The 15,299-nt window shown below is 63.3% G+C and carries 13 protein-coding genes; 9 read left to right on the plus strand and 4 right to left on the minus strand.

The window, feature by feature from the left end:
• The first annotated feature begins 161 nt into the window (after positions 1-161).
• From FHT98_RS00460 to FHT98_RS00490, 7 genes are all read left to right on the plus strand, one after another.
• A complete protein-coding gene (locus FHT98_RS00460; protein WP_162766130.1) occupies positions 162-1,685 on the plus strand; it encodes an OpgD/OpgG family glucan biosynthesis protein in 1,524 nt (507 codons plus the stop codon).
• Positions 1,686-1,713: 28 nt separating this feature from the next.
• Complete coding sequence (locus FHT98_RS00465) at positions 1,714-2,994, plus strand: phospholipase D-like domain-containing protein (RefSeq protein ID WP_091861421.1); 1,281 nt, start codon at positions 1,714-1,716, stop codon at positions 2,992-2,994.
• 216 nt (positions 2,995-3,210) lie between these two features.
• Positions 3,211-3,960 carry a Crp/Fnr family transcriptional regulator gene (locus tag FHT98_RS00470; RefSeq protein ID WP_091860827.1) on the plus strand — a complete coding sequence of 250 codons (750 nt, stop codon included), beginning with the start codon at positions 3,211-3,213 and terminating at the stop codon, positions 3,958-3,960.
• A gap of 33 nt (positions 3,961-3,993) precedes the next feature.
• Positions 3,994-4,269 (plus strand): DUF6894 family protein, encoded by a 276-nt coding sequence (locus FHT98_RS00475; RefSeq protein WP_113584254.1) that lies wholly within the window; start codon positions 3,994-3,996, stop codon positions 4,267-4,269.
• A 151-nt stretch (positions 4,270-4,420) separates the two neighbouring features.
• Positions 4,421-5,917, plus strand: a complete 1,497-nt coding sequence (locus FHT98_RS00480) for a sensor histidine kinase (RefSeq protein WP_113584255.1) — start codon at positions 4,421-4,423, stop codon at positions 5,915-5,917.
• Positions 5,918-5,943: 26 nt separating this feature from the next.
• Positions 5,944-6,357 carry a response regulator gene (locus FHT98_RS00485; protein WP_091861423.1) on the plus strand — a complete coding sequence of 138 codons (414 nt, stop codon included), beginning with the start codon at positions 5,944-5,946 and terminating at the stop codon, positions 6,355-6,357.
• 22 nt (positions 6,358-6,379) lie between these two features.
• On the plus strand, positions 6,380-7,447 hold the full coding sequence (locus FHT98_RS00490) for a sensor histidine kinase (protein ID WP_142111760.1): 1,068 nt from the start codon (positions 6,380-6,382) through the stop codon (positions 7,445-7,447).
• Between the two features lie 21 nt (positions 7,448-7,468).
• On the opposite strand, the gene FHT98_RS00495 is transcribed toward FHT98_RS00490, so the two are convergent.
• Both FHT98_RS00495 and FHT98_RS00500 read right to left on the minus strand, forming a co-directional pair.
• The gene (locus tag FHT98_RS00495; protein ID WP_113584257.1) at positions 7,469-10,003 is read right to left on the minus strand and encodes an HWE histidine kinase domain-containing protein; all 2,535 of its coding nucleotides are present in this window, start codon (positions 10,001-10,003) and stop codon (positions 7,469-7,471) included.
• Positions 10,000-10,548: a biliverdin-producing heme oxygenase gene (locus tag FHT98_RS00500; protein ID WP_091860843.1), complete on the minus strand. Its 549-nt coding sequence runs from the start codon at positions 10,546-10,548 to the stop codon at positions 10,000-10,002. The genes FHT98_RS00495 and FHT98_RS00500 overlap by 4 nt, the downstream gene beginning before the upstream one ends.
• Before the next feature lie 183 nt (positions 10,549-10,731).
• Between FHT98_RS00500 and FHT98_RS00505 the strand changes: the two genes are divergently transcribed.
• Together FHT98_RS00505 and FHT98_RS00510 are read left to right on the plus strand one after the other, a co-directional pair.
• Positions 10,732-11,964 carry a putative DNA modification/repair radical SAM protein gene (locus FHT98_RS00505; protein ID WP_091860845.1) on the plus strand — a complete coding sequence of 411 codons (1,233 nt, stop codon included), beginning with the start codon at positions 10,732-10,734 and terminating at the stop codon, positions 11,962-11,964.
• Positions 11,961-13,403, plus strand: a complete 1,443-nt coding sequence (locus tag FHT98_RS00510; protein WP_142111762.1) for a UdgX family uracil-DNA binding protein — start codon at positions 11,961-11,963, stop codon at positions 13,401-13,403. Before FHT98_RS00505 ends, FHT98_RS00510 begins: the two co-directional genes overlap by 4 nt.
• A gap of 136 nt (positions 13,404-13,539) precedes the next feature.
• Here the strand turns inward: FHT98_RS00510 and FHT98_RS00515 are convergent, their stop codons facing one another.
• Positions 13,540-13,827, minus strand: a complete 288-nt coding sequence (locus tag FHT98_RS00515) for a hypothetical protein (protein WP_139163606.1) — start codon at positions 13,825-13,827, stop codon at positions 13,540-13,542.
• Between the two features lie 546 nt (positions 13,828-14,373).
• Positions 14,374-15,132 (minus strand): IS110 family RNA-guided transposase, encoded by a 759-nt coding sequence (locus FHT98_RS00520; protein WP_113584258.1) that lies wholly within the window; start codon positions 15,130-15,132, stop codon positions 14,374-14,376.
• Between the last annotated feature and the right edge of the window lie 167 nt (positions 15,133-15,299).

A 15,299-nucleotide genomic window follows, 5' to 3' on the forward strand; every position in this document is an offset into this window, starting at 1 on the left:
CGGGAACCGAGTTCGTCTTGGTGGTGTTCTAAAAACGCCCGCCTGTTGGAGGCCGGCCGCTCAATCCGGGGGATTCCGCCTTGTCCGCACCGTCTCGTCGCGCGATGCTCGCTCTGCTGCCCGGCGCCTGCATATTCGGGAGCCGGTCGGTGCGAGCCCAGGTGGCCGCTGGATCCAAGAAGGAATTCGGCTACGACGACGTCGTCCAGCAGGCGGCGGCCCTGGCGAAGCAGCCCTTCGATGCCGAAAGTGCGAAGATCCCGGCCGAGCTCTCGAGCCTGACCTATGACAGCTATCGCGAAATCCGGCTTCGCCGCGACAAGGCCTTCTGGCGCGAGAACGGTTCGGATTTCCGCATGCTGCCCTTCCATCTTGGCTTCCTGCACGACAAGCCGATCCAGGTTCACATCATCAACCACGGCAACGCGACCCCGATCCCGTTTACGACCGGCCTGTTCGAATACGGCAAGGTTCCCGTCCCCAAGGGCCTTTCGCCGGCGCTCGGCTTCGCGGGCTTTGCGGTGACCACCAACCTGAACGACCCGAAGGTGCAGGACGAAGTCATTTCCTTCCTGGGTGCGAGCTATTTCCGCTTGATCGGCCGGGGGCACCGCTACGGGCTTTCAGCGCGCTCGCTGGCGCTCGATGTCGGTGGCAAGGGGCCTGAGGAATTCCCGTTCATGCGAGCGCTGTGGGTCGACGAGCCATCACGCGACACGATCGAGCTCGTCATCTACGCCCTGCTCGACTCACCATCGGTCGCCGGAGCCTTTCGCTATATCGTCCGTCCGGGCCGCCAAACCCATATGGACGTTACCGCGACGATCATCCCGCGCCGGGAGATCGAGCGGATCGGTATCGCGCCGCTGACCTCGATGTTCCAGGCTGGCGAAGGCGACCTCGGGCAGCGAACCGATTTCCGCCCCGAGATCCACGATTCCGACGGTCTGATGCTGCAGTCCGGCAGCGGAGAGTGGATCTGGCGCCCCATTCGCAACCCCAAGGCGCTGCGCATATCGAGCTTCAGCGACAAGAATCCGCGCGGCTTCGGCCTGATGCAACGCGACCGCGATTTCGGCAGCTATCAGGACCTGGAAGCGCGCTACGATGCGCGGCCCAGCTACTGGGTCCAGCCTCAGGGCGACTGGGGTGAAGGCCGGATCGAGCTCATCGAAATCCCGACGGATAACGAAGCTTTCGACAACATCGTCGCCTGCTGGACGCCCAGCAAGTCCCTGCCCAGCGGAGAAGCCGCCGCGTTCAGCTACCGCATCTCGGCGCTGTCGACGACCTGGCACCTGCACTCCTACGCGCAGGTTCAGCAGAGCTTCAACGGCTCGGATATCGAGGACGGCGTGTCCGAGGGTAAGGGTACGAAACGCTTCATCGTCGATTTTGCCGGCGGCGACCTCGCCTACTACCAGAGCGAGCCCGACCGCCTGGAGCTTGTCGCGACGACGACGGCCGGCGCGATCACCACGAAAATCCTGACATTCAATGCGCCACTGAAAGGCGTGCGTGCCATCGTCGACGCGACGCTGCCGGACGGACAGTCGGCGGAGCTTCGCATGTTCCTGAGGGCGCGTAATCGCACCCTGAGCGAGACCTGGACGGCGACCTGGTCGGTTCCGGCCGGCGACTCCGCCAAGCCACAGCCTTCGAAGACCGAACCGGCACGCAACTGATGCCTCTGCCTTTCAAGCCGACATGCTCATGACGCTCCGACGGCATCCTCTCGTCATCGCGCTCATCTCGGCCATTCTGGGTGTCGTGGGCTGTCTCGTCGTCGGCAACCTGCTGCCGGAGCCGCAGGAGCTGAAGCAACCGCTTCCACATCACCTCGCCTCGTCGGATCGTCAGCTCAGGACGTCGATGGGCGCCCTCTTCGGCTCGAACTACGTGCCCGGCAACAAGGTCGAGACGCTGGTCAACGGGATCAGGATCTTCCCCGCGATGCTGACAGCCATTCGCGAGGCGCGGCAGACAATCAGCTTCGAGACCTATATCTACTGGCGCGGCGCCATCGCCGAGGAGTTTGCCGATGCCCTCTCGGCAAAGGCACGGGATGGATTGAGCGTAAAGGTGCTGCTCGACTGGGTCGGCAGCCTGCCTATGGACGAGCAGCTCATTCAGCGGATGCAAGACGCCGGCGTCGAGGTCGTCCGCTTTCGCCCCGTCACCTGGTATACGCTCGACCGCGTCAACAACCGCACCCATCGGAAGTTGCTGGTCGTCGATGGGCGCATGGGTTTCACCGGCGGCGTCGGCATCGCCGATGAATGGAACGGCGATGCGCGCACGCCGAACGAATGGCGCGACACTCACTATCGCATCGAAGGGCCAGCCGTGGCGGAATTCCAGGCCGCCTTTGCCGAGCACTGGATCGAGGCGACCGGGGAGCTGCTCCTGGGCGACCGCTTCTTTCCGGAGATCGCCCCGGCAGGCGACCACGCCGCGCAGGTCGTCGTCAGCTCGACCCACCAGCGCAACACCATGCATCTCATGCTGATGACGGCGCTTGCCGCCGCGCAGAAGAGCATCCGCATCGCGACGCCCTATTTCGTTCCCGACGACCTGACGCGCCAGCAGCTTCTCGAAGCCCGCAAGCGCGGCGTCGAGATCGAGATCATCGTGCCGGGGCCCCGCACGGATGCACGCGTCGTCAGGAAGGCGTCGCGACATCTTTGGGGCGACCTGCTCCAGGCCGGCGTGAAGATCAGCGAGTATCAGCCGACCTTCTTTCACTGCAAGCTCGTCATCGTCGACGATGTCTGGGCCTCCGTCGGCTCGACGAATATCGACGACCGCGCCCTCAGGCTGAACGACGAAGCCAACATCAACCTGTTCGACCGCGAATTCGCCCGAACCCAGACGACCTTGTTCGACAAAGATGCCGCAGCCTCCCGCCCCTATACCTTCTCGGACTGGCAAAACCGTTCACCCAGCGAGAAATTCTCGGACTGGCTCTCCAGCCTCGCTCGATCGCAGATCTGACGTCGCGCCCAAGCCCCTTCGTTGAATGGTGCTCGCAAGGAACAACCAAGCCATCGACCACATCGCCGTGCCAGTGGCGGGCAGCTCGACCGACCGATCCATGCCGAAATCAGAATCGGGAGCTTTCATAACGCTGCGGCTCATATAGCATTTGATGCAGCGCGAGCCGGCACGATCTCATATCTGCGAGACGTCATCCGACGTGGCAGGAAACGAATGGACAAGCAGCACTATCTTGAACGGCTCGTTCTCAAGCTGGAAACCCATGTCCCCCTGCCCCCGGCCGAGCGGGAGAAGCTGTTGCAACTGCCGCTCACCTTGAAGCGCCTGGAAGCCAATCACGACATTGTCCGCGAAGGAGAACTTACGCAGCAGTGTTGCCTCGTCGCCGAAGGGCTGGTCTGTCGCTACAAGATCGTTGGCGACGGTGCGCGGCAGATATTGTCGCTCCACCTTCCCGGCGACATTCCGGATATCCACTCTCTCCTAATCGAGCGCATGGATCATTGCCTGGGAACGCTGACACCGGCGGTTGTCGGTCTCATCCCGCACGAAGCGGTCAGGTCTCTTACGCGGGCTTCCTACCGGGTATCGGAAGCGTTCTGGCGCGAAACGCTCATCGAAGCCTCGATTTATCGTGAGTGGATGGTCGGTATCGGGCGCCGCGCGGCGCCGAGCCGGATCGCCCATCTGCTCTGCGAGTTTATCACCAAGATGACGGCGATCGGCTTGTCCGACGGCGTGATCTGCAATTTGCCTTTGACGCAACCCGAGATCGCCGATGCGCTTGGCCTGTCAACGGTTCACATGAACAAGAAGCTCCGGGAAATCCGAGAGGCCAGACTTGTTCGGATCAGGGTCAATCGACTGACGGTTCTGGACTGGAAAGGCCTTTGCAGTTTGGCTGAGTTCGATCCGGATTATTTGCATCTCCAACCCGGCGCCGCCAAAATCAAAGACGATTGAGGAACAGGTTTGCCTTGGCTGCATTAGGCAGGCATGCCCAGCTATTTCTTTCACACGCGCGATGGACGGAAGCTCGAAATCGATGAGGAGGGTACGGATTTACCCGACGACCAAAGCGCGCGAAATGCCGCTAAGGAACTGTTGGCGGCCCTGAATCGCGAAAAGCTGCCCAATGGTGACCATATGTCCCTTTCGGTCACCGTGCAGAATGCCCAGGGCGTGGACATCTACGTTGCGAACTTGCGCCTCGATGGCGCCTCCACTGACATTCTGCCCGATCCGAAGCTCAGCAAGCAGGATGGCGGATAAGGTGAGCAGGCATCGGTTTCCGTACTGAGGCAATCGATCGCATTTCAGACTGCGGCCATGCACAGGGACGGACAGTGCGCAATATCATTTGTTATTGCTCCAAGAGCTTTGATTAGCGCAGAGAGATGCATCTCTCCAGCTGGTTCCATGCATGCCTATCTCCCAGGCGTTCTTTCGACGCTCGAACGCCCTGCTTCTGGCCATCGGCATCGCGGTGCTGGTCGGCATCGTGGCGACGTCGCTGTGGCTGACGAGCGCGAGCGAGCGCTATTTCGGCGAGGTTACGGCCGCCCGCGCGGTCCGAAGCGCTACCGCAGACCTGTTGTCACTGGTGCAGGATGCCGAAACGGGCCAGCGCGGCTTCCTGCTGACCCGGGAAGAAGCCTATCTTGAGCCTTACAACGTCGCGCTTTCCAAGCTGGCGGCTCAACGAGGGAATCTGGCGCGAGCCGCGGCCAAGCTGCGCGAGGTCGGCCCGCTGCTTCAGCGTGTGACGAGCGAACTCGATCAGAAGATGGCGGAACTTGCTGCAACGGTCGAGGCGACGCGCAAGGGTGACACCGAGACGGCTCTGCGAATGGTCCGCAGCGGAACCGGCAAGCAGCTCATGGACGATCTGCGGACCGACCTAACCGCTATTCTGACCAATTCTGAAGCGGAGCTGAGGGAAGCGATCGATGCGCAGCTCATCGCCTCGACGCGGCTGCGCTGGACGACGATCATCGGCGCGATCCTGATCCTCGCCATGGCCGGCGCGGCGAGTTGGACCATTATCAGCTATACCCGCGAACTCGTCGCAGCGCGTCGCGAGGTCGAAACACTGAATGTCGGGCTTGAAGAACGCGTGCGCGAACGAACGGATGCCCTCGTCAAGGCGAACGAGGAGGTCCAGCGCTTTGCCTATATCGTGACGCATGATCTGCGCGCGCCGCTGGTGAACATCATGGGCTTCACCAGCGAGCTGGAGGCAATGTTCAAGCCGATCGACGCCTATGTCGTGGCTGGGAGCGCAGCCTCGCCTGAGCAGAAGGCCGCAGCGGAGGAGGCTCTTCGGGTCGATGTCGCCGAGGCGATCGGCTTCATCCGCTCGTCGACGCGAAAGATGGACGGGCTCATCAACGCGATCCTCAAAATCTCCCGTGAGGGGCGCCGCGAATTACGCGTAGAGACTGTTGATCTGACCGGGCTCATCGAGACCGCCGCAGCGGCGGTCCACCATCAGGCCAGTGCGGAGGAAAGCGGCGGGATCGAGATCGACTCGCAGGTTCCTCGCGTTGTCAGCGATCGCCTGTCGCTTGACCAGATCATGGGCAACCTCATCGACAATGCCATCAAATACCGGGCGCCCGACCGTCCGATCAAGATCGCCGTCCGCACGCGCCGGGAGCGCCGCGGTTGGGTGAAGATCGAGATCGAGGACAATGGCCGCGGCATCGCGGCGACCGACCACGAGCGCATCTTCGAATTGTTCCGGCGCTCTGGCACGCAGAACACGGCGGGCGAAGGCATCGGCCTCGCCCATGTCCGCACGATGGTGCGCAATCTCGGCGGCGACATCGCCGTGCGCTCAGAACTTGGAAAAGGCACGACCTTTACCGTGACCCTGCCCCCCGACCTCGCGGCCTACAGACGGAGTGCCGAAGCGTGACCAATGGAAAGCCCGTCTCGATCATCATGATCGAGGACGATGAAGGCCATGCCCGCCTCATCGAGAAGAACATCCGCCGCGCCGGTGTTAGCAACGAGATCATCCCCTTCGCCAACGGCACGGATGCGCTGAACTACCTGTTCGGCCCCGATGGCTCCGGTGCCGTCAGCGCCGGCCGCCAGCTCTTGATCCTGCTCGACCTGAACCTGCCCGACATGGGCGGCGTCGACATCCTCGAGAAGGTGAAGGCGAACACGCATACCAAGCGTTCGCCCGTCGTCGTGCTCACCACGACCGACGACAGCCGCGAGATCCAGCGCTGCTACGATCTCGGCGCCAATGTCTACATCACCAAGCCCGTGGATTACGACGGCTTCGCCAACGCGATCCGCCAGCTTGGCCTGTTCTTCTCCGTCATCCAGGTTCCGGAAACGCCATGACCGGCTTGCGTGGCCGCCGCTGATGCCGAACCGGCCGATCAACGTCCTCTATATCGACGACGACGCCACACTCGGGCGCCTCGTGCAGCGCATGCTCGCGCGCCACAACTATGTCGTGGAGCATGTCGAAACCGCCGATGCGGGCCTCGCGCGCGCAGAAGCGGGCGGCATCGACGTCATCATCCTCGATCATGATCTCGGGACAGCTTCAGGGCTCGATGTCCTCTCGGCGCTGTCCAAGGATGCAGCGTCTCCCGCCGTCATCTATGTGACCGCCTCATCGGCGCTGTCGATCGCGGTGACCGCGCTGAAAGCCGGTGCCATGGACTATGTCGTGAAGACGGTCGGCGAGGATTTCGAGATTCTGCTGCGGGCGGCTCTGGAGCACGCCGTGGTGAAGACGCGATTGACCCGGGCCCGCGAACAGGCGGAGCATGAAGTGCGCGCCGCACGCGACCGCGCCGTGACGCTACTGGCCGAGGTCAATCACCGCGTCGCCAACAGCCTGTCGCTGGTCGGCTCGCTCGTCCGCATGCAGGCAAACTCCGTCGAGGACCCCGGCGCCAAGGCGGCGCTCGCCGAGACGCAGGCGCGCATCACCGCGATCGGCAACCTGCATCGCAGCCTCTACACCTCCGACGATGTCCGCGCCGTCGATCTCGCGGGCTATCTCCGTTCGCTACTGGAAGAGTTCGCGCAATCGCTCGCCGGCTCCGGCCAGATGCCGTCGATCCGCTGCGAGGCGGAGCCCGTGCTGGCGAAAACCGACAAGGCGATCTCGATCGGGTTGATCGCGACGGAACTGGTGACCAACGCGCTGAAATACGCCTATCCCAACGGCCAGGGCGAAGTCCGGGTTATCCTCTCCCGCGAGGGCGACACGGTCACGCTCAAGGTCGCCGATGATGGCATCGGCTGGACGGGAACCGGCACGATCCGGGGAACCGGCCTCGGCAGCAAGATCGTGCGCGCGATGGCGAAAAGCCTCGCTACCGAGTTGCGCTATGCCGACACCGGTGGGTGCGGCACGCAGGCCGTCATGGAGCTGTCGCTGGCTGGCCTAGCACCTCCGGCATCTGAAGCGGCCTGAGCCGCGGCGGATTCTGGCGAGCTAGACGACGCCCGGAAGCCTGCGCAGCGCAGCCTCCAGTGCAGCCAGATTGTAGGGCTTGCGCAGCGTCGCCGCCTCGGCGACGCCGAGGATCGCGAGATCGTCGTAACCCGTCGCAAAGAGGAAGGGGACACCGAGCTCGCGCAGGCGATTGCCGATCGGCTCCGAGGTTTCCGAGCCGAGATTGACGTCGAGGATGGCGAGATCCGGCGCCGTCCGGCTCAGGAAGGAAAGAGCCTCGGAGACGTTCGCGCAGACTTCGACCTGGCTTGCCCCCAGCGTCGCTAGCATGTCCTCGCAATCCATGGCGATGATGAACTGGTCCTCGACCAGCAGCACACGCTTGCCGTCGAGCGGCCGGCCGGGTTTGCCCTTGACCGGAACGGGCGCTTCCTCGGGAGATGCCGCATCCTCGGTCCAGCGGACGAACTTGGCGGGGATGCAGAGTTTTGCCGTGATGCCTTGGGGCTCGAACGATACATCGCTCCGCCCGCCGAGATCATAGGGGATGCTGCGGCCGATCAGGATGCTGCCGAAACCCTGGCGGGACGGCGGCGTGACCGGCGGCCCGCCCCGCTCCTGCCAGACGATCTCGCAATCCCCGCCGGCATTTACAGACCAGTCGACGGTGAGCTCGCCGGTCTTGACGGACAAGGCCCCGTATTTCGCGGCGTTGGTGATCAGCTCATGGATCACCAGGGCGACGACCGAGAAGGCGCGGGCATCGAGTGATACGGACGGTCCGCGCACCGTGATCGTGCCGCCGCTCGTCCGATAGGGCGAAGCTTCCGCGTTGATGAGGTCGAGCAGCAATCCGCCGCCGCTCGCCCGCATCGCCTGGTCATGGGCGATGGCCAGCGCCTCGATCCGCCCTTTCAACGACGTCACATAGGCCTCGATCGTGGCGCCTTCCGCAAGCGGATGGGCGACGATCGACTTGATTAGGGCGAGGATGTTCTTGACCCGGTGGTTAAGCTCCTGATTGAGCATCTTCTGGCGGATTTCGGCCTTGTTGCGCTCGTCGGCCAGAAGCTCGCTCTGCCGCAGCACGACCTCGATCAGCGTCCGGCGCGCCGATTCCGCCAGCTCGCGCTCGACCGGCGACCAGACTTTCGAATGGCCGGCCACCGTCTCCTTCCAGACTGCGAAGCTCTGCCGCGGCGTGAGCCGGTCGCCATGCGGGCCGGAGGCATAGGTCTTGTTGGGGTCGCCGCCCCACTCGATCATGTGGACGAGCTCACGACGGAAGAAGAACAGATAGTCGCGCGGGATTTGCGACAAGGGGATCGCAAGCAATCCGGCGAACTGCTCGGCATGAGCCCGCGCGGCAGGAAGCGCCTCGGCGAGCGCCGTCGTCGCCCAGATGCGTCCCTCGCAGACCTCACCGGCGAAGGCTGCGAGTTCGCCCGCGAATTCGGCCGGCGGGGCGCTGCCTTCGGCCCGCCACTCGCCGTTGACCCAGACGCCGACGCCGTCGCTTTCCACGAGATTACGGAACGCGGCGAGATGCTGGCCGAGGAAACCCGAAGCATCGGTCACATGGGCGGCGGACGAAAGCAGGCCGTTGAGAAAATCCCGCGCCCTTTCGGCAGCGAGCAGCATCTGCTTTTGCGTCAAGGCACCAAGCTGGAGCGCGAAGAACTCGCCGAAGATCTCCGCGGCGATCCGGCGGTTCATCGAGAGCGAGCGCGGGCTGTAATGGTGGCAGGCGATCAGCCCCCAGAGCGCGCCGTCGACGATGATCGATACCGACATCGAGGCCGAAACCCCCATGTTGCGTAGGTATTCGCAATGAATGGGCGAAACGCTGCGCAGGTGGGCATAGGACAGATCGAGAGGCTCTCCGGCAGCGTCCAGCACCGGCATGATCGGGAAGCGCTCGCCGCTCGAATCCGAAACCACGCGGATCGGATTGAGGAGATAGAGCTGCCGCGCCTGCTGCGGGATGTCGCTCGCCGGGAAATGTTGCCCCATGAAGCTTTCGAGGTCGGGGCGCTTGGCCTCGCTGACGACCTTGCCCGAACCATCGGGCGCGAACTGATAGATCATCACCCGGTCGTACTGGAGCACCGCCCGGAGCAGACGAGCCGCATTCTTGATCAGCTGAGCTGGCGTGGTGACGTCCGAGAGCCGGCCAACCAGCGTCCGCGCGAATTCGAGCGGCGAGCTCGGCCCGGCAGGGACGCTCTTCTCGAATTCGATGATGGCGTTGCCCTTGAAGGCATGGATCGAGATGTCGAACTCGCGATCCAGCGAAGGTAGGCGATAGCGGGGCATCAAGCCCGCACGGGAAGGCACGCCAGAACGGGCGAGCGCATTGCGCATCTCATGAACGACCGGCCCGCCAAGGACCTCTTCGAGCCTGCGGCCGACGAGCTCGAATTCCTTGAGCCCGAGGAAGGCGCTGGCATTCGACGAATGGCGCCTGATCGTCACCGCCTCGGCATCACACACGATCATACACCCATGGGGCTGGACGCTGCCGGGAATATGGATCGGCTCGCGATCACAGTTCGTCAGATCAACGGTCGTCATGCAGGAGAGAGTTCTTCCGATGTGAAGGCCTGGATGGCGTGGAGGAAAACGGCTTTGGCGGACTGCGCGGCCGCATCCCACGCTGGCCGGTCGAGCCCCTCCAACGCAACCAGAAGCGTGCGCCAGCTATCGAGGGAGCCGGCTTGAGCCGAAAGGTAGCGTGCTCCGTTTTCAGGCCCGAACCCCAGCGGTTCCACTCCCTTCACAAGCACCCGAGCCCCCAGGGCCGAACCTTCAAGAACATAGGCAGCCCCCAGGAACGCAGCCATGTCATTTGACAGATGGAAAGGTTCGCTCGCCGGACATGCCAGCGTCAGGTCGGCGAGATCCGCCTCCAACTCAGGCAGAAGCTTGCGCGGTTGCCATGGCGAAACCCGCACGGGTGCGGCGTCCGACAAAGCCGCCTCGACCGGCACGCGATGGCGAAACGTACCATGCAGGAAGCGGGCGTACTCGGCACGGTTCGAGAAGACGCCGACGATAGCATCCAGTTCGCGATGAAGCTCTTTCGTTTCACCGCGCAAAAAACTTCTGATCTCAATCATTCTGTCGGCATCCAGAATCGCCTCGCATCGGCACCGCTATAGCTCAGTTTCAGCGGAATCGGCGCTGTCTTCATCGTGGATTTGACCGGGAACGCCTTCAAGATGGCCCGCACCCTTCAACAGTCAGCCTTGAACTCAGCAGGCAAATTCCTTAAGAACATATAGTGAACAAAAGGAAGGGCGATGGCACAGCTCACGGTCCTGGAGAAGCTCCAAATCCTCAGCGACGCCGCGAAATACGACGCCTCCTGCGCGTCGAGCAACACCATGAAGCGTGATTCGCGTGACGGAAAGGGGCTGGGCTCGACCACGGGCGCCGGCATCTGCCATTCCTATGCGCCCGACGGCCGCTGCATCTCCCTGCTCAAGATCCTGCTGACGAATTTCTGCAGCTTCGACTGCGTCTTCTGCATCAATCGCTCATCCAGCAACGTGCGCCGCGCCCGCTTCTCGGTCGAGGAAGTCGTCGCGCTGACCCTGAATTTCTACCGCCGCAATTACATCGAAGGCCTTTTTCTGTCCTCGGGCATCATCCGCTCGGCCGACTACACGATGGCGGAACTGATCCGAGTGGCCGAAACGCTGCGCCGGCAACATGGGTTCCTCGGCTATATCCATCTCAAGCTGATCCCCGGTGCGAGCCGCGATCTAATCGAGCGCGCGGGGCTGTTCGCAGACCGGGTGTCGATCAATGTCGAATTGCCGAGCGAGGCGGCACTCGCGCGCTTCGCGCCGGAGAAGCAGGCTAGCGAGATCAAGAGTGCGATGGGGGGCCTCAAGCTGAAGATCGAGGCAGCGCGCGAGGAGCGTGGCAAGAGCGAAAAGGCCCCTGCCTTCTCGCCCGCAGGGCAGAGCACCCAGATGATCATCGGCGCTGATGGCGCGAGCGATTCTGCGGTCCTGAAGCGCAGCGCCTGGCTCTATGGCAGCTTCGGCCTGAAGCGCGTCTATTACTCGGCCTTCAGCCCGATTCCGGATGCCTCGCGTCAGTTGCCGCTCCAGCCGCCGCCGCTTATGCGCGAGCACCGGCTTTATCAGGCCGATTGGCTGACACGCTTCTACGGTTTCGAGACGGAGGAAATCCTGGGGCGCAACGAGATGCTCGATCTCGATATCGACCCCAAGCTCGCCTGGGCGTTGCGTGAGCGAGGACGCTTTCCCGTCGACGTGAACCGAGCCGATCGCGAAACCCTGCTGCGGGTTCCGGGTCTGGGTACGCGCAGCGTCGATCGCATCCTGACCACGCGACGGTTCCGCCGGCTCAGGCTTGAGGATGTCGGCCGGCTGACACGATCGCTGACGACAATCCGGCATTTCATCCTGGCGGAGGGCTGGCGGCCGGGCAGCGGCCTCGACGCGCAGAACCTGCGGGCTCGGCTGATGCCGCGACCGCGACAATTGACGCTGTTCCCGTGATCGCCGCCCGGCTGAACGGGCCTGCCGATTTTGCCGGCTGGCGCCGCGAGGCACGTAGGCTGGCGCTTGCCGGCATCCAGCCCGAGGCCGTCGACTGGCTGACAAGCGAAGACGATGCCGGCTTGTTCGCGATGGAGAATGCCACCCCGGTTGCGGGCGGAAGCACCGCCCTGACCGTGTCTCGCCGCTTCATCGAACTTGCCGAAAACGTCGTCTGTAATCGGGATGCCGGCCGTTTTGTCTTGCTACACCGCCTGCTGCTGCGTTTGCAGGACGAGCCACGCTTGCTCGAGAATGCAGCTGACGCTGACATCGCACGCGCCGAGGCGATGGCCCGCTCGGTACGGCGCGACCTGCACAAGATGACGGCCTTTGTTCGGTTCCGCGCCGTGTCGGGCGCGAGCGAGGACGGCCCCTTCATCGCCTGGTTCGAACCGGAGCATTTCATCCTCGAACGAGCCGCAGCATTCTTCACAGCACGCTTCGGCACGATGATCTGGTCAATCCTGACACCGCAGGGGTCGCTGCACTGGGACGGCGTGGCCCTGCAATACGGTCCGGCCGCTAGCAAGGCCGATGCGCCGGACGGCGATGCCATCGAAGCCTATTGGCTGACCTACTACGCCAGTATCTTCAATCCGGCCCGCCTGAAGCCGAAGGCGATGAAAAGTGAGATGCCGGTGAAATACTGGCGGAACCTACCCGAGGCCGAATTGATTGTGCCTCTGATCGCAAGCGCCGCCCGGCGAGCAGAGGACATGGTGATGCGCGCCCCGACGCAGCCACCCGCACGACATGTCAGGCAGCTTCGGCACCGTCCCGAACTGCCGGCCGATGAATCTGCGATCACGTCGTGGCGGGATGCCGCCGCTGCGGCGCAACGCTGTACGCGCTGCGATCATCATTGCCACGCCACGCAAACGGTCTTCGGAGAAGGGCCGTTGGACGCGCGCGTTCTCTTCGTCGGCGAGCAGCCTGGAGATAAGGAGGACCTTGCCGGCCGGCCATTCGTCGGGCCGGCTGGGCAGGTTTTCGATCGGGCGATGAAGGAAGCTGGTCTCGATCGCGCGCGCGCCTATGTCACCAATGCGGTGAAGCACTTCAAATTCCAGCTTCGCGGCAAGCGCCGCATCCATGAGAAGCCCAATGTCGGGGAGATCAAGGCCTGCCGCTTCTGGCTCGATCTCGAACTGCAGTTCGTGAAACCTCGGTTTGTCGTTGCCCTCGGCGCCAGCGCCCTGCGATCGCTGACGGGGCATGCCAGTTCGCTAGCGAGCGCACGAGATCGCGAGCTCGCACTCGAAGACGGCACGCCGCTGCTGGCCACCGTCCACCCCTCATTTCTGCTGCGCCTTCCGGACGAGGATGCTCGGTCTCGAGAATACGCCCGGTTCGTCGCAGACCTCGCCCGCGTACAACAGCGCATATTCCGGCATTAAGCAATATCGGGGAAGCCTATACGGCCAACCAGACGGCCTTCTTTTCTTGCGCTCGATTGGAGAGCGAGCAGCGGCTGTTCTGTCAGCTCCCGATCGAAGGCAGCCTTGCTTCAGCCTGGTTGTCGTTGCAGCGAAGCTACCGCTTCCGCCATTTCGCAAGGTGACCGGCTAGTGCCCGGAAGCCAGTTGGAATCTGCGGCTTGACTGGATTGCGCGATGCTGCCGGTAATTCTTCTTCCATCACATCGCGAAAGGCTCTTTCAGCTTCCGGCGTGAACTGGACCTGCGCACCCACTCTTTGCGCCATGCGCCGAGCAATTTCGAGAGAGTATTTAATATCATGGGATCGGCCGTATTCGGCGCCCGTCACGTCGCGGAAGCCCCACTCGGTATCAATGCGGCACACCGTCAAGATTTGAACCATTGTCGTTCCTGAGCGAGACGGCAGTGAACGCCGTGAAGAAGCCGAGGTTCCCCCGCTACTATCAGTGCAGGAAACTGGCCGCCGGGTTCATGGTCTTCACAAATCCAGCCTGTCTTATCGGTGGCATCGGAGCAGTCACGAAGAACGGAACCTCCGGTCGCAGCCGGCGTTCACCTGTATCTCGTTTCACCTCGGAACTAAACTCGCCCCGGCAGCTCGACTGGCGGGGCTTCTTTTTTGGGGCGGTAGGAGTCAAGCAAAAGCTCCCTACGCCGGGGGCAGAGCCCGACGCTGATCGTGATCTGCTTGGATAGCGAGCGTACCGCGCCATGTTTGCCGTGCGCTGGTGAGTTCCCGCCAGGAGTCTGGCTTCTCTGCGAAGTCGGCACGGCGACCGCTTCATGATCGGGTCGGATGGAGAGGCATCCCAATCTTTTTTGCGAACTGCCAGTTTGACCTGGCGTTCAGCCCCGCCTCGGGATTGCCTGCCCACTCGTCCCTGGACGGGACCTCTCTCCGCGCAGCGACGCAGAACTCTTCGCCGGATCAGGCGGCCTCGGCCTCCCAGCGAAACGGCGTGTTGTCGACCCACATCCGATGCAGGATGACCGCCAGGCGCCGGGCGACAGCTATGGTCGCCTTCGCCATGCCGCGCCGGCGAGCGACGGCAAGGCCCCATGACTTCAGCGGCGAGCTCTTCTTCGAGACCCGCAGCACGATCCCGGCGGCCTCGACCAGGACCCAGCGGATCCCGGCATCACCGCACTTCGAGATGCCTCGATCCCGATCGATCTCTCCTGGTTGATAGCGCGAGGGCGTCAGCCCGAAATGGGCCGAGACGGAGCGTGATCGGCCGAAGCGGGCCGGTTCGTCGACACCAGCGCGGAAGCTCAGCGCGACCATCGGGCCGACGCCGGGCGCCGTCATCAGCAGCTTGCAGGTCTCGTCGCTCTCCGCCAGTCGTCCCATCGCCTTGTGCAGATGCTGGAACTGTTCCCGTAGCACCCGTCGCACCTCGAGAAGCGGCTCGATGATCAGCCGCAGATGCGGGGACTGTTCGAGTAGCTCGACGATGCGCCGCTCGAACTGCAGCCGCGTCACGGCGCCGACCTTGAGCCCGAAGTTGCGCAGCAGCCCGCGCAGATTGTTCTCGCTGTCGAGGATCTTGCTCTGCACGAACTTGCGGGCGGTCAGCAGCAGCCGGATCTCCTGGCTGCGGACCGTCTTGACGTGCACCGGCTTGTACAGCCCGACCCGCATCATCTGGGCGATGCCTCGGGCATCGTTGCGATCGGTCTTGTTGATCTGCGATTTCGACGCGGCCGAGAGGTCGAGCTACGCGCAGCTCCTTCTGAGCCAGCCTTCGGCGAGATATCCCTTGCGCGCGAAGCCCGCACTTCCAGATTGAACCGATAAAAGCTGTATCCGACCGCCCCAGCGAGGATCACCGACGTGGGCAGTCTGATTGCCAG

It is taken from the genome of Allobosea sp. AK1 (assembly GCF_006714945.1).
GTDB lineage: Bacteria > Pseudomonadota > Alphaproteobacteria > Rhizobiales > Beijerinckiaceae > Allobosea > Allobosea robiniae.

Excerpts from the sequence above, each read along its gene's own strand:
- FHT98_RS00465 (WP_091861421.1), top strand. The coding sequence starts at position 1,714 with ATGACGCTCCGACGGCATCCTCTCGTCATCGCGCTCATCTCGGCCATT.
- FHT98_RS00470 (WP_091860827.1), top strand. The coding sequence starts at position 3,211 with ATGGACAAGCAGCACTATCTTGAACGGCTCGTTCTCAAGCTGGAAACC.
- FHT98_RS00475 (WP_113584254.1), top strand. The coding sequence starts at position 3,994 with ATGCCCAGCTATTTCTTTCACACGCGCGATGGACGGAAGCTCGAAATC.
- FHT98_RS00480 (WP_113584255.1), top strand. The coding sequence starts at position 4,421 with ATGCCTATCTCCCAGGCGTTCTTTCGACGCTCGAACGCCCTGCTTCTG.
- FHT98_RS00485 (WP_091861423.1), top strand. The coding sequence starts at position 5,944 with ATGATCGAGGACGATGAAGGCCATGCCCGCCTCATCGAGAAGAACATC.
- FHT98_RS00490 (WP_142111760.1), top strand. The coding sequence starts at position 6,380 with ATGCCGAACCGGCCGATCAACGTCCTCTATATCGACGACGACGCCACA.
- FHT98_RS00495 (WP_113584257.1), bottom strand. The coding sequence starts at position 10,003 with ATGACGACCGTTGATCTGACGAACTGTGATCGCGAGCCGATCCATATT.
- FHT98_RS00500 (WP_091860843.1), bottom strand. The coding sequence starts at position 10,548 with ATGATTGAGATCAGAAGTTTTTTGCGCGGTGAAACGAAAGAGCTTCAT.
- FHT98_RS00505 (WP_091860845.1), top strand. The coding sequence starts at position 10,732 with ATGGCACAGCTCACGGTCCTGGAGAAGCTCCAAATCCTCAGCGACGCC.
- FHT98_RS00515 (WP_139163606.1), bottom strand. The coding sequence starts at position 13,827 with ATGGTTCAAATCTTGACGGTGTGCCGCATTGATACCGAGTGGGGCTTC.